Annotated in this window: 9 protein-coding genes; 1 reads left to right on the forward strand and 8 read right to left on the reverse strand. The window is 36.5% G+C overall.

Annotated features, from left to right (window positions below):
• Positions 1-447 precede the first annotated feature (447 nt).
• From F1E73_RS12135 to F1E73_RS12170, 8 genes are all read right to left on the reverse strand, one after another.
• A complete protein-coding gene (locus tag F1E73_RS12135) occupies positions 448-4,953 on the reverse strand; it encodes a PAS domain S-box protein (protein WP_191089014.1) in 4,506 nt (1,501 codons plus the stop codon).
• Positions 4,954-5,299: 346 nt separating this feature from the next.
• A complete protein-coding gene (locus F1E73_RS12140; protein ID WP_223883420.1) occupies positions 5,300-7,282 on the reverse strand; it encodes an OmpA family protein in 1,983 nt (660 codons plus the stop codon).
• Between the two features lie 18 nt (positions 7,283-7,300).
• Positions 7,301-8,230 carry a PorP/SprF family type IX secretion system membrane protein gene (locus tag F1E73_RS12145; RefSeq protein WP_150452042.1) on the reverse strand — a complete coding sequence of 310 codons (930 nt, stop codon included), beginning with the start codon at positions 8,228-8,230 and terminating at the stop codon, positions 7,301-7,303.
• A gap of 3 nt (positions 8,231-8,233) precedes the next feature.
• Positions 8,234-9,469, reverse strand: coding sequence for a gliding motility-associated C-terminal domain-containing protein (locus F1E73_RS12150; RefSeq protein ID WP_150452043.1), 1,236 nt, complete (start codon positions 9,467-9,469; stop codon positions 8,234-8,236).
• A gap of 78 nt (positions 9,470-9,547) precedes the next feature.
• A complete protein-coding gene (locus tag F1E73_RS12155; protein ID WP_150452044.1) occupies positions 9,548-10,777 on the reverse strand; it encodes a hypothetical protein in 1,230 nt (409 codons plus the stop codon).
• A 52-nt stretch (positions 10,778-10,829) separates the two neighbouring features.
• Entirely contained in the window at positions 10,830-14,237 is a 3,408-nt protein-coding gene (locus F1E73_RS12160; RefSeq protein ID WP_150452045.1) for a hypothetical protein, read from the reverse strand.
• A gap of 143 nt (positions 14,238-14,380) precedes the next feature.
• Positions 14,381-16,861: a hypothetical protein gene (locus tag F1E73_RS12165; RefSeq protein ID WP_150452046.1), complete on the reverse strand. Its 2,481-nt coding sequence runs from the start codon at positions 16,859-16,861 to the stop codon at positions 14,381-14,383.
• An 854-nt stretch (positions 16,862-17,715) separates the two neighbouring features.
• Complete coding sequence (locus F1E73_RS12170; protein WP_150452047.1) at positions 17,716-19,242, reverse strand: helix-turn-helix domain-containing protein; 1,527 nt, start codon at positions 19,240-19,242, stop codon at positions 17,716-17,718.
• 443 nt (positions 19,243-19,685) lie between these two features.
• Between F1E73_RS12170 and F1E73_RS12175 the strand changes: the two genes are divergently transcribed.
• Positions 19,686-20,126: a hypothetical protein gene (locus F1E73_RS12175; protein ID WP_150452048.1), complete on the forward strand. Its 441-nt coding sequence runs from the start codon at positions 19,686-19,688 to the stop codon at positions 20,124-20,126.
• Positions 20,127-20,303 lie beyond the last annotated feature (177 nt).

Raw genomic sequence — 20,303 nt, forward strand, 5'->3', positions numbered from 1 at the left:
CTTTAAAACTCTTTAAATATAATCTTAGCCGTCAGATTCTATCATGGTTACTTCAGTTTTTTAACTTATACTACCTTCGTACCCTGCTTTGTTGGTTGTATACTAAAAACCAAGTGCGGTTTTGTCAAAAGGGATTAACCCCTTGTTCTGTAGAGTTATGCCTTTTTTTTAATCGTTAAAAATTGAATCTTTCTTCTACCAATCTTTCCTCATGTTTATCGGCAACCCTACATAGTGAAATTAGCTTTTATTAAAACACATAATTCCATCTCTTCCCTTCTAAATTACAACATTTGCGTTATAACCAGTTCCAACTCCGCTAACCTTCCTATCTATTACTATGTTCCATCTCTAGTGTATTATGATAAACATTTAGGTTTAAGGAACATTGCAAGAAAAATGGACAGTATTCCACTGAACATCGCCATACCTATTTTCTAGTTTATACTATAGTTTTTTGGCCACCAAGGGTTGGGATTTCCTTATTATATCCTTGATTATGGAGTCCAATTCTGTTGCTGATAAACATATTTTATCCAACAAGTCAATTAACTCCTCTTCCTCAACCAATCCATCTCGAATCAAATAAGTAAGTGCCAATAATCTGGCTAAAGGAGCCCTAACTATATGCGACTGGGTCCAAGCTATGTCCTTTAATATTTTATTTTGTGTTTCCACATTTCGGTTGCGTTCTTCTAATGTACGGTTAAGTTGTTTTAGCGAATTTTCATAGTTCTTACGTAAACTTATATCGGTCATCGCACCAATTAGCCGATTAGCGGTTCCGTTTCCTTCTCGAATTACAATTCCTTTATCCAATACGTAAGCATATTCACCTGAAGCCTTTAAGAACCGATATTCAGCTTCCCATGAATTAATTTTCGGGTCATGAACGGCCTTATAAAAGGAATTAATAACCCGTGCTTTATCATCAGGGTGTAATTTATCTGCCCATAATTGTAGATTTTGGTTTTCTATACCCGTTTCATGTCCAAAAAGGGATTTAAAAGCCTCACTCAGAAACAATGTGTTTTCTTGGATATCCCAGTCCCAAATAACATCATTTGTAGCCTCTACTACCTTCGCAAAACGCTCATTAGTCAATTGAATCTCCCGCTCCGCAATAATTCTTTCACTTACATCCTTAAGAAAAATAGAAATACCATAATCTGATGGATAGATAGTAACCTCATACCATTTATTAAGATGAGGAAAGTACTCTTCAGGAATAAATTTATCCTTTTTTCTAATTGCCTTCTGGATGTCTTTATAGCATTGATGCTTAGCGAATTGAGAAAAAACCTGTTCTATTGGATGACCCAAAACTGATTCTCGCTTAATTCCAAAACAATCTTCGGCCTTCTTATTCCAATAGGTCACAATCCCTTTCTCTGTAAAGGATAAAAAAGCATCCCCAATACTTTCCAAAATAGAATTTTTCTCTTCTTTTGTTCTAATATAGTCTAATTGAGCAGTTTTTAATTGATGGATATCCTGAATGGATCCATAGACCCTAATACATTCGCCATTATTAAATTCAGGTTTTCCAATAACTCGGACCCATTTTTTCTTACCTATTGCCGAATTAATTTGAATCTCTATATCAAATGCTTCATGTGGATAATAAGATTTATCTATTAACATAGAAAACATCTCGGAGTTTTCTTGGTCTGAGTAAAAGCTAATTATACCTTCAATATCCGGGACGTAATTATTATCCACTTCGTGTATTTTTTTGGTCATCTCTGACCAGTACACGCTACCTTTCTCTATATTAATTTCCCAAGCGCCTATACGTGCCAATTCGGAAACCTCTTCAACCAATTCCTCTAGCACTTTTTTCTCAGTAATATCTGTTCCAACCGCATAGGCTATTCCTTTCTCTTGTGTAAGGTTAGCAGACCAACTAATCCATTTAGTCTTCCCCTCCTTAGTTAGATAACGGTTCTCAAAATAGGTTACAGGTTTTCCTTGTTTAAGCTGTTCCAGCTTATCAATTGTTTTTAAGATATCGTCAGGATGAATATAGTCTGTTACATTCTTGCCAAGAACCTCGTCTTCCGAATATCCCAAAATCTGATTTACAGCTGGGTTTATTTTTTTTATATAACCATTAATATCTGATTTAATTAAGATAGCTGGAGTTAATCTAAAAATTTCATCAAGCTCAATCTCTAATTGCCTTCGAGTTATATCACTCCCTAATCTGAATTGTAATTGCTTGAATAATTCTCCATAAAATCTTGGGCTCCTTAAGCTTTTTTCTTTTCCCAGAACAAGTACTGCCTTAACACCATCATTTTGTTTCAGTGGAATTCCCACAATTTCTTGAGTACAAATCACATCCTCTACTGAATTCCTTTCAAAACCTACTTCTTTCTCAATAGAATCCCATAACAAGATTTCTTGGCTTTTCCATACCTGCCACGGAAGTCCTTCCCCTTTTTTGCAGGAGTCCAAACTGCCTAAAATATTAAAAATTGACTTGGTGCTATCTGATGAGGTTGTGTGAGCAACGAGGGACATGGAAGTATTATCCAAACTTGGAAGCCATACTTGCCCTAACTGGTAATCTAGACTATCAATTAAATGTCCTAACATTTTTGTAAGGCACGTCTCAATAGCCGCATCTTCTTGGAATACACTTCCTATTTTGCTAAAGACGCTTTTTTGAAACTGTAAGTTCTGCGTTTCAGTAACATCGCGTACCAAGGCAACCCACTGGGTATATTTACCTTCCTGATCGGTTATTGGATTTACCACCATATTTACCCAATAGTCTTCACCTACTTTGCTTCTACATTGAATTGTCAGCTCAAAAGCTTCACCACCATCTAGGAATACTTTCATTCTTTGAAATTCGATACCAACCCAATAGGGATCTTTCCATAACGATGAGGATTGTCCGAGCAATTCTTTTTTTGAATATCCGGTCATGGTTACGAATGCTTGGTTAACATAAATAATCCTATGGGGGTATTGGTGAAAAGGTAGTGCCTCAAATATAATTGCTGCCTCACCGGTATTAGTAACCACGGATTCTAGAAGCTTAAGTTGCTGATCTTCTTGTTTTTGTTCGGTTACATCCTGAATAGTACCTTCAATTCTTAATGGTTTATCATTTCCCCCTTTAACTAGCTGTCCCAAAGCATGCACCCATTTTATTGAGCCATCAGGTAAAACTATTCTATAGGTAAGGTTATACATCCCAGGGTCGGAAAACAAATGATGGTCAGGTTTATCAAAATGACCTAGGTCATCAGGGTGAATGGTACCCAAAAAGTTTTCATAGTTTAGATTAAAGTTTTCTCTACATCTACCCCATATGGAATAAACCTCTTCTGACCAGGTACAGGTTAAGGTGTTTATATCCAAACTATAGTACCCTAATTGGGCAATAGCTGCCGCTTTTTTAAGACGCTGCTCAGATTCCTTAAGATCCTGTAAATACGTCTCTCTATCGGAAACGTCTTTACAGCTGACCAAAATGCAATTACGGTCTTCAAGTTTTATGGAATGGCCCACCAATTCCAATTGGAATAGTTCACCAGTTTTGCTTTTATACGTGAATATACCCTTACTATTTGTAAATTCTTTGAATTTTGAGTCCTCCACAGCCTTGATAAAATTTGGTTCATCGGTTGGGGAGATTAGATTTAAACCATTCATTCCTATAAGCTCTTCCTTACTGTAACCGAAAAGTTTAACCATTTTGTTATTAACCTCCAGAATTTTATATGTTTTTATGTCTAGGAGATACTTTGGCTGTGTGCAAGAATTAAATAGAAATTTTTGGTTTTCTTGGGAATTTTTTAATTTAGAAATTACAGACTTTGTTTGGGTAATATCCCGAGCATTTACAACCACACCTTGGATTTCTGGATCTTCATTATAATTGAGAAGAATTACCTCTATCCATCTCCAACTACCATCTTTATGTTTAAATCTAAAGGGACTCGCTATAAAGGGTTGATGATTTAGAAACTTTGTAAGGTTACTCTGCATGTTTTCCCGGTCCTCCCTATGTACAAATTCAGAGTAATTCGTTCCCTGTAATTCCTCCTGACTAAAACCTACAATTAGGTCGCTACCTATATTAGAATAGGTAATTGTTCCCTTATTATCAATAATACTTAACCAGTTATACCCTGCTTGAATCACTGAAGAAAGTTTTGGAGAGAGAAAATCTATCTGCCCCCAGACCTTTTTCTGTGCGGTGATATCCTGTATTTCACCTTCAATAATTTTTGAATGGTTCCATTCTGTTTTGATTTTTTTACTCAATGAAAAACACAACCAAACAACTTGCCCATGCTTATGGATCATCCGGAACTCCAATTCGTGAGAAGTTGTATTATTTTCGGTCCAATTCGCCACCTCCTTAGTAAATTTCTGCCTATCCAGCGGGTGAACAAGCTTTTTCCATAGGCTGAGGGAATCCACCTGCAACTCATCAGAAGCATAACCTAGAAATTGTAGAAACCTAGGATTTACATAGAAATTATTTGTTTTTAATTCCAGTTTCCAATTGAAGATGGCAATTGATTCAACTGTTTCCGATACCGATAAGTTTCCTAGCTCTTTATAGGACCAGTTGAAGGTGGGTAAAGGCTGTTCATATTGATCTACTATAGCGTCTATTATGAGATCTGCCACTATTTTCAAACCTTCTTTTACATTCTCATCCAAGGTTATAACTTGCCCACTGGTAACAACGAGAATTCCCTGAAGTCTCCCAGAAAAATCAACCAAGGGCATAATCAACATACAGCTAGGGTGAGCTCCACGGAACTGAGACCTGTTTTCCTTAAGCTTATCGTAGTCTGAGAGGTTTTCTATAATAAGTATCTCCTTGGGGTTCTTTTGAAAATGAGATCTTATACCGTTCTCTAATGCTGATGTATGGTTAAGAGCATGTTCTGAGGAATGATTTTGCTCATTTATTGACTCCAATAACTCCACCGAAGAAGTTGGAACATCGAGTAATGTAGCGACTAGTTTACAATAGTTCTTATATAGATTGAGGGGTAACCCTAAAGGTTTACTGAAAGGAAGGTACGCACTGATATCCATAAATTTTGAACTCTTTTATATTATTACACCCAATAATTCCTTTAGAGGCTTGTCCCAGATCTCCCTTCCGTAGTATTTAAAAGATTTTATCACATCTAATCTTGGCTCAATTAAATTAAAAATGGATTTTATTTTAAGGTTAAGCTATCAGTAAAGAAATCAACTTCAGGAGGGTATTTTAATAAAGCTAATAATTTAGGAATAGCTAATCCTATGTTATAGGGAACTAGTCTGCCACAACAAATTCGGATCTCCTATTCTTTAGATGTTCTTCTTCCGTACAGGGAACATTGTTAGAGCACCTATTAGTCAATTGTAGTTCTCCATAGCCTTCTGCATTTAATCGATTTGGATCTACTCCTCTTTTTACCAAATAAGCTTTTGTAGAAGCTGCTCTACGTTTGGAAAGTGCTAAATTATATGCATCACTACCTCTACTATCTGTATGAGATTGAATATTGATCTTAAGCTTCGGATTATCTTCAAGTACAACTATCAACTTCTCCAACTGAACTTGTGCAGCCTTCGATATATTGGACTTATCAAAATCAAAGAATATATTATCGATATTTAATGTTTTGGCGATATCTACTCCAGGAACAAGTTCCAACCTATTTTGTTGTAACACAAAATCTATGGATTGCTCCTTTCTCTCTGCAGTACTCACTTTTTCATTACCATCATAGTCTGGATAGGTAGCTCTTAAGCGATAAACCGAATAATAATCTATATCTATTTCATAACGTCCTTGCTGGTTAGTGGACACCCTCTTGTAAATGCTTCCATCGTCTTGATAAACTTCAAGCAAAGCATTGGCAATAGGTTGTTGACTCCCGGCATCTGTAACAACACCATATATCTTCGCCTGGTAAAAATCATTAATAGGTTTTAGCTCCTTTAGACTATAAATATTATCATTAACGAATGGCTTATTACTTTCATGACTTATAGGGTCCTTTCCGTTAATCTGATATTCCGGGTTTCTATTACTGCTAAAAAAGCCTCGATTTGTGCTTGAGTTAATTCCAAAAGAAAAGTCGTCTGCATAGGAATTGATCGGTCTACCCACATTTAAAAGACTACCAAAACCATCCTCCAGTATTTTTACATAAAAGACATCCATGCCACCTAAACCAAAATGACCATCGGTAGAAAAATATAACTCGTCGGAATCTGAGACAAAAGGAAAAGTTTCCTTGCCAGCCGTATTGATTTTTGCTCCAAGGTTTATTGGCTCACCAATTTCCCCTTTATCACTAATGGGAGCCATGTAAAGGTCAGATTGCCCGTATCCCCCAGGTCTATCCGATGAAAAGTAAAGTTTTGTCTCCGATGAATTTAAAGCTGGGTGTGCGGTGGAAAAAGTATCGTCATTTATAGACAAGTCTTCAATGTTGGTCCATTTTCCATTGACCAAATACGCACGATATATTTTTAAGTGTTCATCATTGTTCTTATTGTTCGGGGTAAAATTATTCCGTGTAAAATACATTGTTTTACCATCTCGAGTAATAACCGCTGATGACTCATAATATTTCCCATTAACATCTCCCCGCAGTAACTTAGGTTCACCTTCTGGCTCGTATTCTTCGTTGATGTCGACTTTATAAAGATCAAGAAAGTTCATTCCATCCCATGCGCCTTTTCGTGAAATAAGGCCACCTTTAACACCACGATTTGAGGAAAATATTAAATTCCCATCGTATACGGTATTACCGAATTCAGTAGCATCCGTATTAACGTTCTCTAGGTACTTGATCTCATATCTATGTGAATTTTTTTCTATCAGTTCTAAATAATCCTTGGCAGTAAGGGTTTTTCCTTCCAAGGATTTCCCAGATAATGTTACAAATTTATTGTAATACTCTTTCCCCTTTTCCCCCTGTCCGGTTGCCCTGAGACATTGTGCATATCGCAGATAGGTTTCTGGATTGGGCTTATAGTCTTCTGTTTTAAAAGTTTTCTCATACCAAGTTAAGGCCTTTTGATAATTAGCGGTGAAATAGTAGGAGTTGGCAATTTTGGTGAAAAGCTCTTGTGATTCATATCCTCTATTAGCAACTTGGAGATATACATCCCTCGCATTTAGATATCCATATGCCGCATATTCCTTATCTGCCTTTTTTATCTGACGCTCTTGAGAAAAAAGTAAGGCACTATTCATTAAAAGAATTAGTAGGCACCAAAAGCCATATGTATTTCTGATCATGATTTTAAACTTAATACATTAAAAGAATCGGGGATTTACCTTATTTTTCAGGCGGGTTCCTAGCTCGAAGCGCATAAAAACCTCATGCGAACCATGGTTATAATTGCCTAGATCGGTGGTTTCATAATCATATGCATAACCTATCATGATATTCTCACTGACTTGAAAGCCAGCTAAAGCACTTACAGCGGCATCCCACCGGTATGCGGCCCCAAATGTTATACGTTCCCTAACAAGAAAATTTGCAGATATATCCACACTTAATGGCGCTCCTAAGACTGCTTTTGTTAATACTGCAGGCTTAAACTTAAGTTCCGTATTGAGATCAAAAACATATCCTGCTGTCATATACAAATGCATCTTCTCTGCAGCCGTGGAGACTTTAATATCATCATACGCTTCCGTTTCAAGAATGTTTGGAGTAGATAGGCCAATATACCAATGATCGGTGTGAAGATAAAGGCCTGTTCCTATTACCGGAGCTGCCACATTTCTATTCTCTAAATGATGGTCATTCGGATCATGGATCATCAATTTGTTTTTATCTATTTCCAGTAAATTGAGTCCTGCTTTCATACCAAATGACAACTTCATATTTTCCCTATTCAGTTGAACGGTATAGGAAAAATCCGTTGTGATTGTGTTTTCTGAGGATGGACCGATTTTATCACTGGTAACACCTAACCCAAGCCCAACACGCTTAATTCCTACAGGTGTGTGAATGGAAAAACTTAGTGTTTCAGGCGCCCCTTCCAATCCAACCCACTGGTTTCGATACATTGCCATCATGGTTAATGAACCACGATTCCCGGCATAGGCAGGATTAAAGCTTATGGCATTATACATGTATTGTGTAAACTGTGAATCACTTTGTGCATTCACTGTAAGAGTACTTATCAGTATGATTAATACTCCACAAGTTTTGAATATATTATTTTTCATATGCATTAATTAGTTTCCGGAAAGAAAAAGGTATCCAGCTTCTTTTCGGTTATCCAACCCGTTACCAGTTTCATACTCAAAATTCAATACGTAATAGTATGTACCAGGAGGGAGTTTCCTATCAGAATCTAGGGTTACTCTTCCGTTTGAATAGCCTTTAAATACATTGCCTCCAACTCCATAATTATCTGCTTCAAAAACTTTCACACCCCACCTATTAAAGATTTGAACACTTAGATTTTTAGCACATGAATTATCGGACATTTCGATGCGGAAATAATCATTCATCCCATCATTGTTAGGTGTAATGGCATTATAAACTATAAAGTCACACGGTACGGTCTTATCCTCCTTAACTCTCGCAAGGGTGAAGACACCGAATTTGTTGACCACTGTACTTACTGTTTTTTCATCGACATTGACAATTCCTCCTTCATCTATCCACTTTTGTAAATCCTCATCCCATCTTGCAATATGAATACGGTCTTCCTGTGGAGCTGTAATTATGTTTTCTGGCGATGTTTCCATTCTCCAAGAAAGCGTTATCATGATTTCATTTTCTGAATTATCAGTCGGTACAATTGTCCAGTATTCAGAATTATTAATTAAGGAAATGCTTTCTTGTTTCTGACTATGAGGGTATTTATCATATGTGTTTTCAATAAAGTATTGTGTTTGATAATTAGTTGGTATCTCTATGGTAGATACCCCAGCAAACCGATAATACCCGTCATCACCAACTGGAAAAATAAAATTTTCGTCACCTGTTTTTATTACCTGACCGTTTACATGGCTATCATCCGATGCATTCGTATGATGGGCGTTTTCTCTAAAAATAAATGATCCACCATAGCTTTCATTATTTACTATACCCTTCTTGAAGTTTACCCTTCCATATACATTGATTTCATTATAAAGGTGAAAAGGTGCCTCTTCACTATTATTCTCCAGTAATAGGTTATTAAAGTAAATTGGCTGTGCTCCATGAAACATTTGCCTTCTGTTCCCCACAAAAACAGATAATCCCGTTTCTCGGGTAAAATCTAAAACCCCATCGTTTTTCACATCACCGTGAAAGTATACCTGACCTTCGTTTATAAATGTTGCCGGAGCTTCATTAAAGAAGCTAGCCCTTATACTTACTAGGGTATTGGGGTTTACAAACACCTCTCCCCTATTATGGAGATTAGCATTCTGAGCCATTACGGAGCCACCGAAAAAAATAAGAAGGTATAAGTAGCGCATAAAATGGTTTTATATTTTTGAATTTACTTAATCAAATTATTTGTGATCTTTGCTGCTTTAGGCACCATTCCAACAGTATTATTTCACCACGAAAATCACGGTAATATAGGAGTACTGCCCAGCATTTTTGATCACATCATACGTCATTATTCCACTATCACTAATGCTCACATTGTTGAGAACGGTATTATCATAGTCCGTGATGTAATAGTTTAAATCTCCCGGTCCTGGAATATGCGGTATTTCATCCGGTGCAGAAGCATTCTTCACAAAAACATCCATATTTTGCCCTGTAAATTGGCTTAGGTATTCCGCGTGCAGATCCTTTGTCTTTTGCCCAAGAGTGGATGTGTCAAATAAGATTGTAGGCATATAGAAAAACTTGGGCATAGCCGCTTTCACATCAATCTTATAAGTAGTAAGTTTAGGTGAGTTTGCATCAACTTCTTCAGTCACCACCACATAGTCATCTTTACCAGCTACTTCATATGTAAGCTGATTATTTGTAATCAAATCTCCTATTTCGATGGTAACGTAGTTGCTACCATCGAAATATTTAAAAACCCAGTTATCCACTGCATTAGGGTCGTTAGGGTTTTTATCATTTACATAAATCACATTGCCGTCTACTTCAGCTGAAATATTTTTAATTATTTGCTCGATACTGACATCGTCCCCTTGGTAAGTAATTGTTTGATTTATGATATACTCAAAATTATCCGCAATATCTCCAACAACTTCTATTGCAAGTACTCCAGGGGCGTCATTAGGCATCGTTGATATATCGGTATTACCAGGATCAACCAACCAGTTCTTGATAGCTTCCTCTGAGAAATAGTAATAAACCGTTGGTGAAGTAACCGTACCATCGGTTTCTACCACTGCATTTTCTTTACGGATGAATGTATTGGTCTCAGAGTTCTGAACTAAATCCTCTAAGCTGATTGGAGTTTCAACGCCAGAATCATTTAAATAGAAAAAGTTAGTTCCATCGTACTTAACATTAGCGAAAATATCTCCATTTGGCATTAAGCGCTTCCACTCTGTTTGAAACCAATAGTAATACCCTGGTGCTAAACTATTGGTATCTGTAGGGTTAAATACTAATAGGCTATTCACGTTTCCACCCTCTATAGAAGTGGCATCGGTTAAGCTTGTAAGTGAAACCTGTGGTATTAATACCCCTTTATCGGAAGCTTCAATATGAAGTTGAGTAGATGGATTTGGGCTAGGTATTCCAATTCCAGTTTGTGCAATTGCATTTAATCCAGATAACGCGATCGTTAGGGTTAAAAATATTTTTCTCATAGCGATATGTATTTTATGGCTAAAAGCCATACTGTGGGCGTAGTTTTAGTATTTAGTTTCTTAATTTATTAGTGATGTTCGGGTTGCTCAGTAGTTTAGTGTTAAAAACTACACAGGGTTCAACGTCAAATAACTCTACCGGTGGAAAAACAGATGCACCAACAGTTGTTCTAATACCTACGGTTATACGGTCGAAAGGTACACCCGGCTTAAATGGTAGGTTTACTACCGCTCCGTTACTCAAAAGTTGTAGAACGTTCACTCCATTTACAAACCCATTATGCCAATCTATAGAAGCTACTTCCACATCTCCTAAATAGGCCTTTATTTCCAGGCTTCCCAAAAGATCAAGATCTACTGCTCCAGCTTGAGTTTTAAAGGAAATATTTACTGCTCCGTCAGCATCAAAAACATTATTAAAGAAAATCCATTGTTTGGTAGAAGCGCCTACTGCTAAAGTTCCATTACTAATCAGTGATCCTTGGGAACTATTTTTATCTATCGCATAATGTGGGTTATCTACACCCATGCCCGATAATTGATTTACAGTTAGATTTATCCCATTAATTTCATAAGAGGTGGCAAAAGCCTCCATACAATTGTCCTGGCTGGTTTCGTGGCACATCCCATAAATATTCATAGTATTTGGCTGAGCCAGTAATCCTAACGCACTATTGGTGGCATCGGTAATACGAACAGACTGATAATCCGCAGTAGGGGTAACAGCTATATAATACCTACCTGCAACATCTTGCACCACACGAATGGCGCTATTACCACCAGTAGAAGCTAGATTACTACTTGCGTGCTCTATTACAGCACCATTGGCATTCTTGACTTCTACTTTAAAGTAATGATCTCCTAATACTAAACCATCTAATAATCCAGACACTACGTTTCCAAGACTTCCGCCAAGCAAGCCCTCAAGAATTGATTCTTCGAAATCTATACGGACATAAGATGTAGTTCCTGCAGAAACAGGTTGTTCGTACCCCATTTCTACATAGGCTTCATATTTATTTCCTAATCCAAAAAGGACTCCTGCTCCCGATTTTAAAGTTGCATAGCTGTCGAAATCATCGTCAAATAAATTTTGAAGATTGTCTGCGTTATGTGCATCTATTAATGTTGTAGAACAAGAAGGCTCTTCAAAAGGGAAAGGAGCGTTTGTCAATGTACAATTATCTCCATATCGCTCTACACTATAAACCCGTAAAGGTTCTGTAGCTACATTCACACTTGCTATAGATTCTGCCCCAATATCTACTCGATCAAAAGTACCCGTAGGTTCATATTCTAACTCAACAATGCCACCCGAATTAAATAAGGCTACAACATCTATATTATTAATCAAACCACTTTCTAAAGTTTCAGAAGTTCCAACTTGCGTTGCTCCATTAAAGAATTTAATTTGATACCTACCTAATACATCTAAACTCAAGGGGGAAGAAGGTTCGATTGCCAATCTAATTTTAACCTTATCATTAGCTTTTGAGGGCTGACTAAAATAAATCGTTTGATATACATGTGCCGCTAACCCAGCGACACCTAGATTAATCTCTGAATAATCCGATGAATTTCCGCTGATGGTTCTATAGGCATTTGTTACGCCAACATTAGAAATATTTCCAAGGTTTAAACCAACTCCTCCACCTCTATAAGAAGTAAAGTTAGCTAGAGAACAAGATTCTGTTCCAATTTCGAAACAGGCATTATAAACATCCAAAGAAGCCTTTTTACCTGTAGGCAACACTGCTACTACATGATTTGTAATTCGTACACGGTTGTAGTCTGCATTTGGGGTAATAGCAATATAATAGCGCCCAATATTGTCTTGCACTAAGGTAACCACACCATTGGAGGTGCCTTCGAATGCATCCGAACTAGTAGCGGTTAGTACATTTGTATCTCCATTATTCGCTTCCACCTCAAAAAACTGATTCCCTAGAAGTAAGCTATTCGCTAAATCTCCTACTAACTTTCCTAGACTCCCTCCCAGTAACCTATCCAAAACATCCTGGTCGTAATTAACACGAACATAAGTTGTTTTATTGGCAGGGACCGTTTGGCCTAGATCCATTTCTATAAAACCTGTTGTTGACCCGCTCACTAATAAGTTACCTGAATCTGCATATAGCGTTGCATAAGATTCGTTGTTACCATCAACGGCATGCTCTGCAAAGTCTACATTATCAAAATGGATTAATGAACTGGCGCAAGAAGCGCTTTCAAATGGGTCTTCTGTTGGGAATGGTAAAGCAGCTATCTCTGGATTTGGACATCCAGCAGCATCGTCATAACGTTGTACGTCATAGATTTTAACCCCATTTCCTAATAAATTCACTCCTACTGGCGAGCTAAGTTTAATCGCAATACGATCAAAAGCCTTACCTGGAGCAAAAGTTAAAGTTACTGGGTCTCCGTTATCTAATAAAGTTAGTGCATTGGTATTATTAAGTAAGCTACTCTGTAATGATTTTCTACTTACAATAGTATTATCTTCGAAAAAGATAATTTCTACAGCTCCTAATAAATCAGTATTTACCAAACCTCCAGAACCTAAGGCAAGTTTAATATTTGCTGTAGTAGTTCCTGCCGAAGTACTTGGAAAGTAGAAGTATTGTGAAAGTGTACTGGCTACATTCACATCTAAAATAGAGGAGGACTTTAATCGCGAAAAAGTATTTAGATCATTATCAATAGCATTACTAAGATTCTGATCGTTTAAATCGGCAACTTCCAATCCAATTCCCCCGCCACCATCAAAAGAGGTAGCAAATGGGCGACCACAGTCGTCTCCAGTGTCTTCATAATAAAATGCATTGTAAACATCTAATGTCTTTTCATTTCCAACTCCTAACAACGAACCAATCTGATTAGTGATACGAAGTCGGTCATAATTGTTAGCCGGACGGATTGCGAGGTAGTTATTTCCACCTCCATCTTGGATTAATTTTACACGATCTGTACCAAAGCCTAAGGTGCTAGAACGAGAAAACACTGAAGTGCTTCCCATTCGAGCGTCAATAATAACTTCTTGATTTCCAATAAGTACTGCTCCAAGTACAGTTCCTAATGTATTCCCTAAACTTCCACCAAGTAGTGCTCTAAAGAGATCAGAGTCTCCTTCCATGCGCACATAGGACCACCTATCTGCAGGGAGAGTTTGAGCAAATTTCAGTTCAATAATCCCTTTATAGGATCCTAAGCCTGCAGCAAGTCCCGGAGAAGCTAATAACCTTGCATAATCATCATTATCAGAAAGTGAATTATTAGGATTTTCTACCGTAGGCGAAGTATTAATTCCCCCTTTCTTCCCGCTGGTATAGGTGATTTCATTCGCAAGCACCTTGGTCTGCGCCCTACTTTGTTGAGGCATCCCTGTAAGAGCCAGAAATAACACACCCAGTCTCCAAATCGCTTTATGCTGGAAAAATATATTACGTAAAGATCTCTTCATTCTAAAATCGTTTCTAACTTTTGGTTTTGTCTTCCTTCCTACCCTCTTAAAGCATGACACACACCTGCAACATGACCAATAACAATTTATATATGCTCCCCACTTATAAGCGGGGAGCATTTAAAGTTTACTAGCACTTAGTTTTATTGTACTACAGTGAATTCTATAATCACCTCATAAGACCCTTCAGGCAACACTTGATAGTGATTCCCAACTCCTATATTAAAATCTACATTGTTTCCAGAGATCACATGGTCTGTAGTTAAATTAGTTATTAGATTCCCGTTCTGATAAAGAGAAATAGAAACCACCCCTGATGGAGCTTGCGGCAAAGAAATCCCACCGGTTACCGCTGTATGCGAACCTATTGTAGTGGTTGTTTTATACGCAGCCACAACTTTACCATCTATTGTATCACCTGTATAGATCAAAGTATTCTCTACATACTTATTTCCTAATACGTTCTTTAATTCCTGAACTTGCGTAGAGTTGTCAATTAGATTCTGAATTAAGGTCTTAGAAACATCTATAAGTTGTGCGTCACCATTTTCGTCGTAGTAATGTAATACTCCCGTATAATTTGTTCCACCAATGGTAACGTCTCCAAAAAGAACATTCCCGCCTTCATTAAGAATATTCGTAATCGCATTTTTAATCGATTCGTTATTCTCAATTGAGTGAAGCATGTCTTCAGTTAGGTTTAAATAGTTGATATTACCACCCTCTGCCTCGTATTTATATAGTATCTGCCCAGCTGCTGTAGGCGAAGATTCTGTTGTAGAATCTTCATAAGTAGGCGCCTCACCATCAGTACTTATGACTGCACGGGATATTTTAGTTTTAGTTTCATTATTAGTAACCAAATCTCCCAAATTGATAGTGACATACTGACTTGTTGTTGTATCATAGTATTTAAACACCCATTCATCCCCTGCATTAGGGTCAGTTGAATCCTTGTCATTTACATAAATCACATTTCCATCTGTTTCAGAAGAAATCGTTTGGATTACTTCCTCAATAGTAAGCTGATTGTTTTTATAGGTAATAGTTTGATTTAAGATATGATCAAAGTCATTGGCTACGTCATCAGCCAACGTTATAGCTACCACTCCTTGAGCATTGTTAGGCATATTTTCAATGGTATTGCCGGTACCAGCAGCCAACCAATTTTTAATAGCTTCCTCTGAAAAGTAATAATATACTGATGGAGAAGTAACCGTACCATCAGGCTCAACTACAGCCTCTACCTTTCGAATAAATGTATTACTCTCTAAACTCTGAACTATTTGATCCAAATTTATCGTCACATACTCCGTTCCATTGTGGTATTGGAATACCATCTCACCATCCACCTCGGTGTAAATGACATTTCCGGCTACCGAAGAAATCTTTTGGATAACCTGCTCCACAGTTAGTTGTTCCCCTTCAAAGGTGATAGATTTATTTAAAACTTGCTCAAAGTTAGCTGCTACGTCATCAGCAGTAACCGTTATCGCCACAACACCATCCGCAGTATTTGGCATATTGATCTCGGGATTAATATTAGTTATATCTGCCGCCAACCAATCTTTAATAGCTGTTTCAGAAAAGTAATAATAAACAGTTGGTGAAGTAACCGTTCCGTCTGCAGCAATTACCGCCTCAACTTTTTTAATGAAGGTGTTACTTTCTGAATTCTGAACTAACTCTGATAAACTAATTGTTTCATACTGATTTGTGGAGGCATTGTAATATTGAAAAACCCATTCGCCTGGATTTATTTCCTTATAGATTACATTTCCATCCACTTCAGAAGAAATATTCTGTATAACTTGTTCTATGGTAAGCTCTTCTCCCTCGTAAGTAATCTTCTGATTTAAAACATACTCGAAGTTAGCTACCACATCGCCCACTACATTAATAGTAACTACGTCTGGTCCTATTGGCATATCGGTAACAGGATCTTTTCCGACATTTGCTTCTACAGACAACCATGCCTTAATAGCGGCCTCTGAAAAGAAATGATACGTATCTGGGGCGCCCGCATTAGCATTAACGCGAATAAAGGTATTAGTTTCAATCCCTGCTAGCAGTGCATTTAGATTAATAAGATTTTTCACATAGGTTTGGGCAGTTGCATCATAAGCTACTACATAAAAGGAATTGGTAGTCTCATCCCAAACTACAGTAGAATGATCGTCTACAACAATAGGGTTCCCATTATCATCCTCGTTACTTGGATTAGTCGGAACTATATAGTTAATCAGATCGTGAAGCCTATCGAAGGATATATTAAAGGTATCCCCTAAATTGGCTATAGCCTCATCCAATTCATCTTGAGTAACAATACGCTGCCATTCATTACCTTGCCAATAGTAGAAACCAGGTTTAACAGGATTTGCGGAATCTACACTAGAAGACTCCGTATTATAGACAAGTATACTCTCCACCTTATCTCCAGTGATAGGCTCAAAAATAATTGTACTTGTTAGTTTCACTCTAGGTATTAAGACCCCCTTATCAGTAGCCACAATATCTAACATACTAGCGTCACTGGGTATTGGAGTCCCAATCCCTACCTGGGCATTTATTGTATTAAACAGAGCCAATAAAAAGGTAACGGCTATAACTGTAGTTTTTCTCATGAATGATTTATTAAATTTAAGATTGTTCAACGATTTTTTTATTACGTACAACGAATAGTAATTACCCTACACACAATAGTTGCTATTTTTGACACGTTATTGCAGGTTTTCTCGTTAATAATGGAGAAGCAAAATTGCACTAATATTATTTTAAAAAACAATCGGATTATTTATGTATAGCGTAATCCATGTAGATTTCAACTATTGATTTTATGTAAAACATAAAGCTTAAATCCATCCTCTAACAAGCTTAAAATCATAATCTAAGGCTGTTGCTTGTTCCCATCTTCCCAACAACGAGCCTAACCAATAATATGTTTGGAATTGTCAGAATTTATAGGGGAATGTTTGTTTTTTCAACTACATTGAAGTGTGTTTATTTACGATTTGAACACATAAAAAGCACATAAAAACTAGGTACAGTCTAAATGAATTAAAGGAGGTGGTACTGAATAGTAGGATAATATTCAGGAGTCTTAGTTGCAAGAAAATGTGGTTACAATGGTAGAGTGCATCGCCATAGAAATTCCATCGTGTTAGTTAGAGGCTTCTAGGACATATTATAGTTGAAAGTAAGTATCTCTACATTCTGAAGTTAGTATTTACCTAAAACAATGGTTATGGCTAGAAACTTTTACCCGTACCCCCCTCTTTCTCCTAAATAAATTACAAGAAGTTAAGGATTGTCTAAGGAAATTTAATGGGAGTCATATACAAAGCTCACACCTACGGATAATTGAGCACTAGAAGCATAGCGAACTAAGGTAAGTAATGGCATAACACTTTTTAAATTATCCTAAGATTATGAACCACTGAAGATTTAAGTATTGCATTACTTATTTAGTCCCCATCTTTTATGTGGTATTAATCTTTAAACATTCAATAAATTCGGAGGGAGCTATCCCTGTAATTTTTTTGAAGGTAACGGAGAATCTGGCGTGGGAGGCAAATCCGCATATATCAGCAAGGTAGCTTATTTTATATTGTAAGTAATCGGGATCCTTTTTTAAGCGATCAACTATATAACTTATCCTCAATTCGTTAATATACGTAGTAAAATCCGTATGCTTATGTTCTTTTATTACATAGGACAAGTATCGTGTATTAATTTCAATTTTGGCTGCTAGGGTTGTTAAGGAAATACTCTTGTCCAAGAAATCATTCGAACTTTCGAATCGCTCTAATTTACCCAATATATAATTTTCAGTTTCCTTGGGCATAAATCTACTATCCTTATAACAACCAGTAGATTTATTTTCTTTTTTAGATCTCATATCATTCTTAAGAGAAGGGTTTTGAGTGTTTTTTCCATTCTTCTTTTTTCGATATAGAAGAGCACCGAAAAACAGCAAGAAAACAAATAGAATCAAGCACATTAAAACCATAATGTATTTTCTATATTCCATTTCCAATTCCAGCTGCTTTTCCTCTAATGTTTGAAGCAATTGATTGGCAATTTCCTTTCGGTTCTGCTCTTCCATTAAAGTTAATTCCTCCCGCTTTTCGTTATAAAGAATATAGTTGTTATTATCGTTTAAAGCTTTATAATAGTCTTGAAACGTTTTGTAAACTTCTACTTTTAAATTATAAAAATTAGAAGCTTCAGCAATGTTTAAGGCTTTTTCTAATTGGATATAGGAATTTTCAAAATCCCCTTCAAGTAAATAGGCTTCCCCTAGTCCATTATATATAAATCCTTTTAATGGACTTTTGGAAAATGCGGAATTATGTAGATCATCTTTTGCCTTTTGGAAATAGTAAAAAGCTGAGTCTGTATTCTGCAAGCGCAAATAATTTTTACCTATCAACTCATTGGTTACCGATAAATGGAATAGAATAGTACTATCTCTCTCAATTTCATTAAAATACTTTTTTCCCTGTTCTAATGAAGTTATAGCTTTTCCGTATTTTCCCTCTTCCATTGCATAGTATGCTAACTCTTGTTGGAGATTAGCACGAAACCTGAATGAGTCATCAATATTTTCTATATTATTACTAGCCTCAATAGCTTTGCTGAGAGCACGTTTCCCCAACAAAATAACTCCACTTTCACGATATAAGGTAGATAACATTCCGTTTGATCTTGCTATACAAAAATTCTCACCTGATTTAGAAGCGATATTCTCTGCCTGTTCGACCACTTTTATGGCCTTTTTTTTTAATCCATGCTGGCGTAAGATATGGGCTCTTAGCAGTAAAGCCTTCACTTTTTCTAATTCACTATTAGATAATTGGTAAAGCTGCTCTGTATCTACTAAGGCTTTAACTGGTCTGGAGGCCAATAACTCTTTGGTTATTTTATTGTATAAGCTATCATAAACAACGTTTTGAGAAAAACATTGAAAATAGGTAAACACTAAAATTAATGTTGTCCATCTCATCGTATGAAATTAAATGTCTATTATAATGAATACAGCAAGATACGTAAGATTTTTCTTGAAATAAGGCCTAAGTTTTGCTATTTAGAAAAGAAAATTCTTGCAATCGCCCTCGTTAATTAACTCAATTAAACAAATCCAGCTAAATCATAATGCCTCCATTAATAATACTGTTTATCGAAAATATTTTAGATGAAACTCTAAAACATACTTAGGCCATAAATTCGGATTAACTCAGATTCCCGAGGTCTCAAAAATACTTATGTAGGTAAAAATTGATTAGTGTTCATAAGGTAGAATAGCCATTTTTTATTAAATTATAAGGGCAGCACTTAATTAGTCAGCCTGAACCTTCCTGTAGATCCAAAAATAAAACATATGTTCGATACAGAACTAAATTGTTCTATATTAAATTATCCTAAGACAACTTATATATAGTGGTACTCATGGATTTTTATGATGCTATATTACTTTATAAGATCAAAAATAAAAGCCCATACCGGGCTTTGGGGAAGCCTATTGGATTATCGGCAGATGCTATAAGAATGGCATTGGTAAGACAATCCTTAAGTCAGCTGCAAAAAAAAGAATTAAGTAAGGCTTTTGGATTAGAGGACCTTATAGTGGATAAAGGAAAAGTAGCAGGTATCTCTTCCCATCTGGAAGGTAATCCTCTTACACTTCCCTCCCTATCCCTATACCCCGACATTGAAATTATCTCTTACATTAACACCCATAAAATGAGGTTTTTCAATATACCATCTTTTAAAAAAATAATATACAGCCTTACTTTGGACACTTATATTGAGGATGTAAGGCGAGAAGTAAACCTCATAATCCGGTCTTTCCAAAAGGGTCATGAAAAAGAGCAGGATAAGGAAATATAAACGGCCTTTAAGCTGATTAATTAATTCCATCAACTTTCTAACACCTCGTTTTCAGCCTCCTTATAGTCGCAAATTCATACCCACATAAACATAATAATTAGTATAACTACAAAATATTTTGAGTTTTAAATTCTTTCCATGAAGGTAGGCGGTAAATTCATTTTACTTGACTCTATT

The sequence above is a fragment of the Arenibacter lacus genome (assembly GCF_008711145.1).
Classification (GTDB): Bacteria; Bacteroidota; Bacteroidia; order Flavobacteriales; family Flavobacteriaceae; genus Arenibacter; species Arenibacter amylolyticus.

Bases quoted from the DNA above. Each gene is read 5' to 3' on its own strand.
- F1E73_RS12140 (WP_223883420.1), bottom strand. From the start codon at position 7,282: ATGATCAGAAATACATATGGCTTTTGGTGCCTACTAATTCTTTTAATG.
- F1E73_RS12145 (WP_150452042.1), bottom strand. From the start codon at position 8,230: ATGCATATGAAAAATAATATATTCAAAACTTGTGGAGTATTAATCATA.
- F1E73_RS12150 (WP_150452043.1), bottom strand. From the start codon at position 9,469: ATGCGCTACTTATACCTTCTTATTTTTTTCGGTGGCTCCGTAATGGCT.
- F1E73_RS12155 (WP_150452044.1), bottom strand. From the start codon at position 10,777: ATGAGAAAAATATTTTTAACCCTAACGATCGCGTTATCTGGATTAAAT.
- F1E73_RS12160 (WP_150452045.1), bottom strand. From the start codon at position 14,237: ATGAAGAGATCTTTACGTAATATATTTTTCCAGCATAAAGCGATTTGG.
- F1E73_RS12165 (WP_150452046.1), bottom strand. From the start codon at position 16,861: ATGAGAAAAACTACAGTTATAGCCGTTACCTTTTTATTGGCTCTGTTT.
- F1E73_RS12170 (WP_150452047.1), bottom strand. From the start codon at position 19,242: ATGAGATGGACAACATTAATTTTAGTGTTTACCTATTTTCAATGTTTT.
- F1E73_RS12175 (WP_150452048.1), top strand. From the start codon at position 19,686: ATGGATTTTTATGATGCTATATTACTTTATAAGATCAAAAATAAAAGC.